Annotated in this window: 8 protein-coding genes; 7 read left to right on the top strand and 1 reads right to left on the bottom strand. The window is 45.8% G+C overall.

Annotated features, from left to right (window positions below):
* From NDI42_RS23080 to NDI42_RS23070, 3 genes are all read left to right on the top strand, one after another.
* Positions 1 to 483: transposase (locus NDI42_RS23080; protein WP_206755883.1), on the top strand; the 483-nt coding region annotated here is incomplete at its 5' end.
* 269 nt (positions 484 to 752) lie between these two features.
* The gene (locus NDI42_RS23075; protein ID WP_190450706.1) at positions 753 to 1,508 is read left to right on the top strand and encodes a hypothetical protein; all 756 of its coding nucleotides are present in this window, start codon (positions 753 to 755) and stop codon (positions 1,506 to 1,508) included.
* 267 nt (positions 1,509 to 1,775) lie between these two features.
* Entirely contained in the window at positions 1,776 to 3,608 is a 1,833-nt protein-coding gene (locus NDI42_RS23070; protein ID WP_190450704.1) for a hypothetical protein, read from the top strand.
* Here NDI42_RS23070 and NDI42_RS23065 read toward each other — a convergent pair whose 3' ends face one another.
* Positions 3,609 to 3,875: a hypothetical protein gene (locus NDI42_RS23065; protein WP_190450702.1), complete on the bottom strand. Its 267-nt coding sequence runs from the start codon at positions 3,873 to 3,875 to the stop codon at positions 3,609 to 3,611.
* Positions 3,876 to 4,362: 487 nt separating this feature from the next.
* On the opposite strand from NDI42_RS23065, the gene NDI42_RS23060 reads away from it, so the two are divergent.
* From NDI42_RS23060 to NDI42_RS23045, 4 genes are all read left to right on the top strand, one after another.
* Complete coding sequence (locus tag NDI42_RS23060) at positions 4,363 to 4,659, top strand: helix-turn-helix transcriptional regulator (RefSeq protein WP_242017443.1); 297 nt, start codon at positions 4,363 to 4,365, stop codon at positions 4,657 to 4,659.
* Between the two features lie 265 nt (positions 4,660 to 4,924).
* Positions 4,925 to 5,974, top strand: a complete 1,050-nt coding sequence (locus tag NDI42_RS23055; RefSeq protein WP_190450698.1) for a CHAT domain-containing protein — start codon at positions 4,925 to 4,927, stop codon at positions 5,972 to 5,974.
* A gap of 518 nt (positions 5,975 to 6,492) precedes the next feature.
* Positions 6,493 to 7,038, top strand: coding sequence for a hypothetical protein (locus tag NDI42_RS23050; protein WP_190450697.1), 546 nt, complete (start codon positions 6,493 to 6,495; stop codon positions 7,036 to 7,038).
* Between the two features lie 103 nt (positions 7,039 to 7,141).
* A complete protein-coding gene (locus NDI42_RS23045; protein WP_190450695.1) occupies positions 7,142 to 8,308 on the top strand; it encodes a porin family protein in 1,167 nt (388 codons plus the stop codon).
* Positions 8,309 to 8,310: the final 2 nt, after the last annotated feature.

Below are 8,310 nucleotides of genomic sequence, written 5' to 3'. Positions count from 1 at the left end.
AATGCGCCCTATGTGTCAATCACCATCGGGCTTTACTCCCTATTACATACAATAAAGTTATCTCTCTTTTTATTGTTCCGCTATGTATTTAGCATACTAAGTACTGAAGAGCCAAAATTTTTTATGAAGAAACTCATAAATGAGTGGATAGAGGAGGGTAATCAAGGGCAAGACTTTGCCCTTAGGGGTGCAAAAGTAGTGATTATATTAGATAATGCTAGTTTTCATAAAAAATTAGACATTCTCAAAAAAATCGAAGAAAAAATGACCAATATTCATTTAGAATTCCTCCCGGGGTACAGTCCAGATTATAACTTAATTGAATTAGTGTGGCATTCGGCAAAAGAATATGTGGCTAATCGTCTTTTTACTTATATTGAAGAACTTGAATATTTATTACATCGACTTTTAAATGAAGGTGAGTTAATTATTAAGTGGGAGCGTCAGCTCAAAAACAAAGGTAATTCTATTAACGTAATTTAAAAGCGCAACAGCTTAACAGTATGCACTCTAGTAGAAGGCTTCTACGATGCTGTCCAATTTCGAGATGGAGAACGCATCTTCTCTCCCACTTTTCCCGAACTGGAATTGGCAGCCACCCAAGTGCTAGCAGCACGGCATTGACCCGTAGACGTTTCCCTTCCACTGAAGATCATACGCCATGACGCTTGTGAGGTAGCAGCAGTGATTGAAACATCGGGGCATTATGAGATAAGCGAGCGCTCCTAGGGAAGTACGATGGCAGTAGAACAATGATTTATACGACCGTGTCAGAGCCAACACAACCAACCGAGACAAACCCCATCACACTGCCTCTGCACAATTGGGAGGCACTGCACCAACTAGAGAAAGAACAAGAATCTCTAGTTCTACAAGGTACGGTGTCTAGTGCCGTGGCGGCTGGGACGGGAGTTTTCGGGAATCCCTTGGGATTTTTCATTTTTGCACTGGCATACAGACCCTTAATTCGGCTGGAAAAACTGGCACGGATTATGAAAGTGATGCGAGTGCTTTTAGAGGAGTTTCAAGACATGGGAATATTGGTATTTCCCTGTCTACAAGTGCCTGAGCATGAACCGATAGATCTATTGGTCATCTTTCCCAAAAAAGTTCATCTGCTCATCTCAATTCGGTCGAAAGGGGATTGCAAAATAGTTTTCAATGAGGAGAATGAGACGCTTTACACAAAACATAAGAAGAAAAGAATTAGAAAATGGTTGCCATGTCCCTTAGTTGAACTGAGTGACTATCATTCCTGGTTCGGCAAAAACAGACGGACATTTGGAATTACTGCCGACGGCATCCGGAAATATCCCGTCATCAAGCTTATGGTTCTGTGGAAACCGACTCGGCTAGAGCGCCATCGAGAACATCTGTACAACCAAATGGCAGAGATGCCAGTTTTAGCCCTCTCCAGAAAAGGGACGGCACTCGTGATCGAGGAGGAAGATGTATTAAGCTTTGTCAGGGCAAACCTTGCCCATAATCAAGCTAAAGTAGCTAAATAACTTAAAAGTTTTGAACCCTGTTGCCGCGATGCGGGAGCAGCAGTTCGGAATAACGGAAATTTGGATGAGAAGGGTGACACGCCTTTTTGCTCATTCCTATGTCTGTATGGTATCAAGTCTTTGAGGCAAACCGCAAACCGAAGTAACCTCTACCCCTTAATTTCAGATCATTTGCGGCCCTTCAAACTGATACCAAACCCTGATGTAGGGCGAGTTTCATCCTAATTTCCCTCAGTCCACCAAAAGAAAAAGAGGGATGCAAGGACAATGAAGAATCGAGCCACTACCTTTGCCAGAGATGGAGTCACTAGAGAATACTCCTCAAAAATGAAATTTATGACACGTCAGCATGACGTGTACGACCTCCTCTCTGTGCTATTAAACGCTTCCCGGCGAGCTGTAGCCTGTGCCACCGAACTAGTGCAGTATTTCACTAAATGGGATGAGTGGAAGCAAAAGACACAAAGAACACCTTGGATATATAAGCCGCTGCATGAGATTGAAGCCGACCTGCGAGCTTACTCAACCCGGGTAATCAGATATGCCCTCTCCCTTCTCGAACAAGTAGGCATCTTAGAGCGCCGCCACAACCCAGGAAATTGCCTCGACCGTACTTATCAATATCGAATTCATCTAGAGAAGCTGACCACACCTGACCCAATTCGTGATAATTCCCCATCTGCTACGCCGATTAAAAATAATTCATTTCTTCAAGAAGCGCTAGAAGACATATTGCCCAAAGATGAGCCATTAGATAATGAATCATTTTTGGAAACAGTATCGAGTCATGATTCAGGTGAAAATGACTCATCCCCCCCTTCATCGCCTAAAACCCGCGTGGTTGACGATTTTACACAACTGGCAAATGCATCTGTCAAAACGAACAATGCATTTGCCAGTAGTGTACTTTTCAAACATAAAAATCTATCCATATCAAACAGATCCATATCTCTCTGTCAAGAGGAGAGTAAGCAAGAATTGAGTTCAAATTATGAGGTAATCGGAGGGAATTTGTATTCTGATATTGCTCCTTGGGATTTAATCCCCAGTGACTACCAACGGGTCGAACAAGAGGAGTTAACTCCACATCTTGGCAAGAAAGAGGTTAAAAAAGAATACGGCTCACAAGAGCGTACAGGGGCTGGTGAGGACAAATCTTCCGCTGCGGCTCCTGTAAAATTTGTGGAAAACCCTCATACGGTGAAACACGATAAACCAGATTACTACTCGAGGGGATTTAACTCTCAGCTAGAGTTAGATGGTTTCTATCAAGCGCTACTGGAGTTGGGTAAGCAGAAGGCTTCAGTGCGCTCGCCTGTGGGGTGGGCTAATAACATCATCAAGGACATCAATGCTGGGGGATTGTGTGAATACCTCAATGAGTATCGCCGGGGTGAACCTCTGGGGATGTGTGAGAAGCAGGAATGGGAAATTGGTCCGGGTCAGGTTTACCCGCAATTCCTACGTTTTTTAAGCTGTCGCCTCAAGACTGACCAAATGTCGGGTGAGCAGTCGATTGCTGCTGCCCACAGGGCATTAAGGGATAAGGGTGAGGCTTATGAGCTATGGGAAAGCTTCAAGCGTACTGTTGTCAATTTTGCTGACCAGTGGGAGCGAGATAAGGCTCTAGGTGTGTCGGGTGTCTATGTTCCTCCTGAGTTGCTTCCTGATGCGGACGTGACGCTTGAGGAAGCGGCTGAAGCGATGCAGTTGTTGCAGTCTAATTCAGTTCAGTCTAATGAGTCTCCTGAGTTGGTGCCTCCTGCACCTCCTGAGGTTTTAGTGTCGGCTTCGGCTTCTGAAGAGGAAGCCGAAGTGCAGGGTGCAGGGTGCAAGAGGGAAGAAATATCCCTGGCGGACAAGTCCCCGGCTGCATCGGAAGTCTCTACGACCCGTGAGCGGGAAAAGAACTTGCACTTGTTAGCACAGATTGAACGGATGCGTGAGTTCTTGAAGTCGGGTAATTCTGTGAAGGTGACGATTGCTCGTCAATGGGTTGGGTCAAATCTGGATGTTGTGGAGCCAATTAAGGTGAATGGAGTAATTGTGGATGTCTCTTATTACCAAGCAGGTAGCACCGCGCCAGAGCCGAAACCTTAGTTATAGCCCCCCATCATCGAGCACCTGAACTTTTTTTGAAAGAGCAACTAGAGCGCTTTCCTCTTCTTCCTCATCCGTTTCTGGTCGAGAAAACTCCCCGTTCGGTTGGTCGGAATGCATTTGCACCATTGGTGGATAAGCAACAGGACGGGCAAGCCCGTACACAGTTCTTAAGTAGTTAGCGTGTTCCTCCAAGGCAAAGATTGTATTCTGTGCCAATCGTTTCAGTTCAGCTTTTTTGGCTCCTGAGTGCTGACAGGCATCCACCAGCTAGTAAGCTCGCAGAGCTTTCAAAACTAATTCTTGAGTAATGAAGGCTGAGGAAAGATGAATTTTCAGATACTCCAATAAAATGCCATCCGAACTTTTAGCCATTGGCTGAAATCTAAATTTAATATCCAATTGCTGATGAGTCATACAAGACCTCAAAAACAGGGTGGTCAGATCAGGAATTAATTAAGGATAGTACAAGACCTGAACAAGGGTAAGAAAAGGTTAGCTGAAACCCTGATTCTTTCGTGATTTACTGCCTTATTGCCAACAGCTATCAATTAGCTGGCTAAAAAACCTAAAAAAGCCGACTCAAAAGTTCCTTAGGATATCCTTGTTTTCAACTTACAATATCCTTATTGACCTAAAATATTAGCAGAAGAGCATCAAACTTCTGGAATTTAGGCAGGATTTTTCTAGGGGAATCTGTGATGATAGCGATAATCCTGGTTTTCGCTTATTGCTCTAACTGACAGCCACTGATTTGTCCCGAATAGGAGCAAGCAAAGGCGGGGTATGGCTCAAGTTAAGTGCAATTAAGTATCCTTGCCTGTTAGTCATACTAGAAGACCGATATCAATCTGTTCAGAATTTGGCGATCGCAGAAGTTGATAAATATGGTCTGACTCCCCGCGAAGCTGAAGTTTGGTTACTTCGTCGGCGTCAATACGCCCTTAAGGAAATTGCAACTGAACTGAGCATTTCCATCAATACGGTGAAGAAGCACATAAAAAATATTCATGCTAAACGAGAAATAGTCCTTTACATGGAGGATGAGTGATCTGTAATTCTGCAAGAACACAAGGGCATTTTGCCAACGGTAATTTATAGAAATCAGGGCTTGAACAGACCCTGTAACAAAACACCTGGCTATCGCTACTACAATAGGAGAATTGACAATGGAGAAGGCGAACTGGGCTGAGAACATCAAGATTAGTCCGCAAAATCTAGAGCAAAAAATATTATCTGATTATCGGTAATTAACCATAGCCAAGCGGTAGTTATGTGCATCTAGCGCTCAATCCCCATCTAGAGTTGAGGTTGCCGTGAAAAAAATTCTAATTCTCACAGCCAATCCAAAGAATACAGACAAGCTGCGCTTGGATGAAGAAGTCCGAGAAATTCAGGCAGGCTTAGAACGCGCCCAAAAAAGAGATCGGTTTGAACTTGTGACTCGATGGGCATTACGTGTTGATGACCTGCGTCGCGCTTTATTAGATAATGAACCGCAGATTGTCCATTTTTCTGGGCATGGGGCGGGAGAGCATGGCTTAGCTCTGGAAAATAGTTCGGGGCAAATGCAGCTAGTCAGTACGGAGTCACTGGCAAGACTATTTAAGTTGTTTGAGGACAAGATTGAGTGTGTTGTACTCAATGCCTGCTATTCAGAGGCTCAAGCTGAGGCAATTCATCAGCATATTAATTGTGTGGTGGGCATGAACAAGGCAATTGGAGATCGGGCAGCGATCGAATTTGCGGTGGGATTTTATGATGCGCTGGGAGCCGGAAGATCTTATGCAGATGCTTATGAGTTTGGCTGTAGTGCAATTGACTTAGAAGGAATTCCGGAGTCTCTAACACCAGTCCTCAAAAGTAGGAATAGTCAGCCCAGTCCATCAAACTTGTCCCCACCTCCGAAACCCCCTGATATAGTTGAGAAGGACTTTCGTTATGATGTCTATATCAGTTACGTAGACGAAGAGCCTGATGCTACCTGGGTGTGGGATACGCTACTGCCACGACTGGAACAGGCTGGTTTACGTATTGCAGTTTCCGGTGATGTTGAAACACCAGGCGTAGCCCGCTTAATCAACATTGAGGATGGGATCGCTCAGTCCAAACGGACTATAGTCGTACTGTCAGAAGCCTACCTGGCAGATAACGTAACAGAATTCGAGAATGTTCTAGTGCAAACAATGGGTATTCAGGAAGGCAGCTACCGCCTGCTACCCATCAAATTCACGCCAATTGACCCAAATCGCTTACCTACGCGACTTAGTATGGTGACTACACTAGATTTAGTCCATCCCCGTCGCGCCCAGCGCGAATTCGATCGTTTAGTGCAAGCTTTGCAAGGACCATTGCCTCGGCGATAAAGTAGCATCTGAAATGTTCTCTTTTACACGGAGCGAGACTTGACTGTCCCCATCTCCACCTGTCAACTTTTCAAACACGCTCTTAGCTTGTCATGAAAGTACCCATAGGGGTACTGTTAGATCATAAATATTTCTTCATACATGAGGAAATAAAGTAATATTTGTCGGTCAATCAAGGTCATCAGAAACAACTTGACACAGACAATGTTTCAATGAAAAAACAGACTTGGTTTTTAAGCTGGGAGCTGATAGCTACTAGTAGTCTCCTAGCACTCTCCTGGATAGCTCCTACATCAGCTCAACAGAGAGTAGACCTACATAATGTTAGCGCAGATGTTCGATTCCACAGCCCCAGCAGGATAGGAGGTTGGTCAGGTAGAATCCAATCCACTGGTCAATACCTATTGCCAGGCGAGTGGCTCCGAACCGGAGGTAGCAGCAGGGCCGAGTTATATTTAAGTCCTCGAGGGACTGGGTACCGGCAGGGAAGTAATACTACTTCTCGGTTTGCGCCGACAGTGACATGCCAACTTCAGCTAGCTAAAGGTACAATCATATACATCCGCAGCAGCCGTTCTCCTGTCTCCTCACGTTGTCGTACCATAACTCGAACGGCACGGATACAGGCTCCTGGTACAGCACTATTCGTTATACAAGACGATCAAGGGACAACGGTTGGGGTTCTGACCAATAGTCCAGAAGGACCTGTCACAGTCACCGGTCTAAGAAGCGGAGAGACTGGAGAGACTGTTGAACTGAGAGCTGGTGAGCTTGCATCTGTGTCTATTGATGGAGAAGTGAGGCTGCTCGGGGAATTCAGCCTGCGAGACTTCTATCGGAACAATCGGCTGGCTTTGGGTTTAGGGCCTGGAGCGGAGCATGAAGATTTCATGAACCGACAACCTGATGATATCCGGGAAGTAATCCGTGGGGTTCGGGAGAAAACTTTGGAGGCATTAAGGGAGCAAGAGGAGGAGAGGTCACTTGATAATGAACTCCTGACTCCTCGCGATCTAGAATTTCCGATCCCAGGAGGAGGTCGTCCATTAGTAGTCCCTCAATGATCGATAAAATCCTGGCGAGAAGAACGCAACTTAGAGAAAGAGAGTCTCAGGCTTCTCGCCAGAGTTAGTTGCAACCAAAGTACTCTGATATTGGAGCTAGCCTATGCGGATCGTGGCTGTAGTGTTTTTCTGTTCATCCACTTTTGTTGCTTGGGTCTTTAACTACCGAGCGATCGCCAGTCTCAGCCCAGAACCCCTCCAGAATCAGAACCCCTCAGCCAGCGCTAAAGGGATTGAGACGCCAGAAGTCGGAGTCTATTCTGAAGTGACAACAGTGCCTACTGTTGAAGTGACTAGACTCCTTGAAACACAGGTCGAGCGTGGAGAGGTAAAAATGCCCGTGCTTAAGCTTACCGACCTAACTCCCGTTTCTAGAACTGCTGCCGATCTGTTACCTCTTGAACGCCTTCAAGCCCAGAACCCTGTACTCGAAGAAAAACCCGAAAGTTTCCCAGAAGTTCCACCTCCGCCTCCTGACGAGCCTTCCACTCCCGATGAGTCTGACGGCGAGCTTAGGAAGCCTGATATTATTCGCCCTCCGCAGCAGGAATCCTCTCGCCGTCAGCCAAATTTAGAGCTGCTGTTGCGCTCTTCAGCGCAAACCAATTCTAGTATCAATTCTTCAGCACCTAACCGAGATACAGTGTTCGTTAACAGCGCTCTTCTTCGAGGAACACTTGACCTGGGATCGGAGACACGCCTAGTAGCCGGGGCTGGAGGTAGCTCAGTGCTATTTACATCGGAATATGGCTACAACGCATTGAACTTTAGTTTTGGAGTTCAACAACAATTGGGAAACAACACTGCCGCTGAACTGGGATGGGTACAGGAGCGTCTCTACGAGAATGGTTCGTCCAATGACTTAGTAGACAATTCAGTGCGGCTTGCAGTAGGGCGACGGGATCGGCTCTCATCCAAGCTAGGTTTAGACTCAGGCTATGAACTTCGAGCGAGTTTCGCCTCCCCGATCGACAGAAGTCTGGTGAGGAACACCTTAACGCTGGGCTTGCGCTATGACATCACTCCTCGGCTGCAAGGGAGGCTGGACTATCAGGTTGTATTTGATGACTTCACGCGTCAAGATCTCCTTAATACGCGACAGCAGGTAAGTGCTCTGGCAGTTTACTATCTTAATCGGAATACATTTATCAGTGGTTCACTATCTTACCTATTTGGAGACTCGTATAATCGACTCAGAGGTAAGGAGATCGATAACTTAAACGACCTCTCAATCGGGGTGAATATTGGGTACAATCTATCAATATTTTAAGC

The sequence above is a fragment of the Funiculus sociatus GB2-C1 genome, assembly GCF_039962115.1.
GTDB lineage: Bacteria > Cyanobacteriota > Cyanobacteriia > Cyanobacteriales > FACHB-T130 > Funiculus > Funiculus sociatus.
This window is presented reverse-complemented; position numbering and strand designations above follow the sequence as displayed.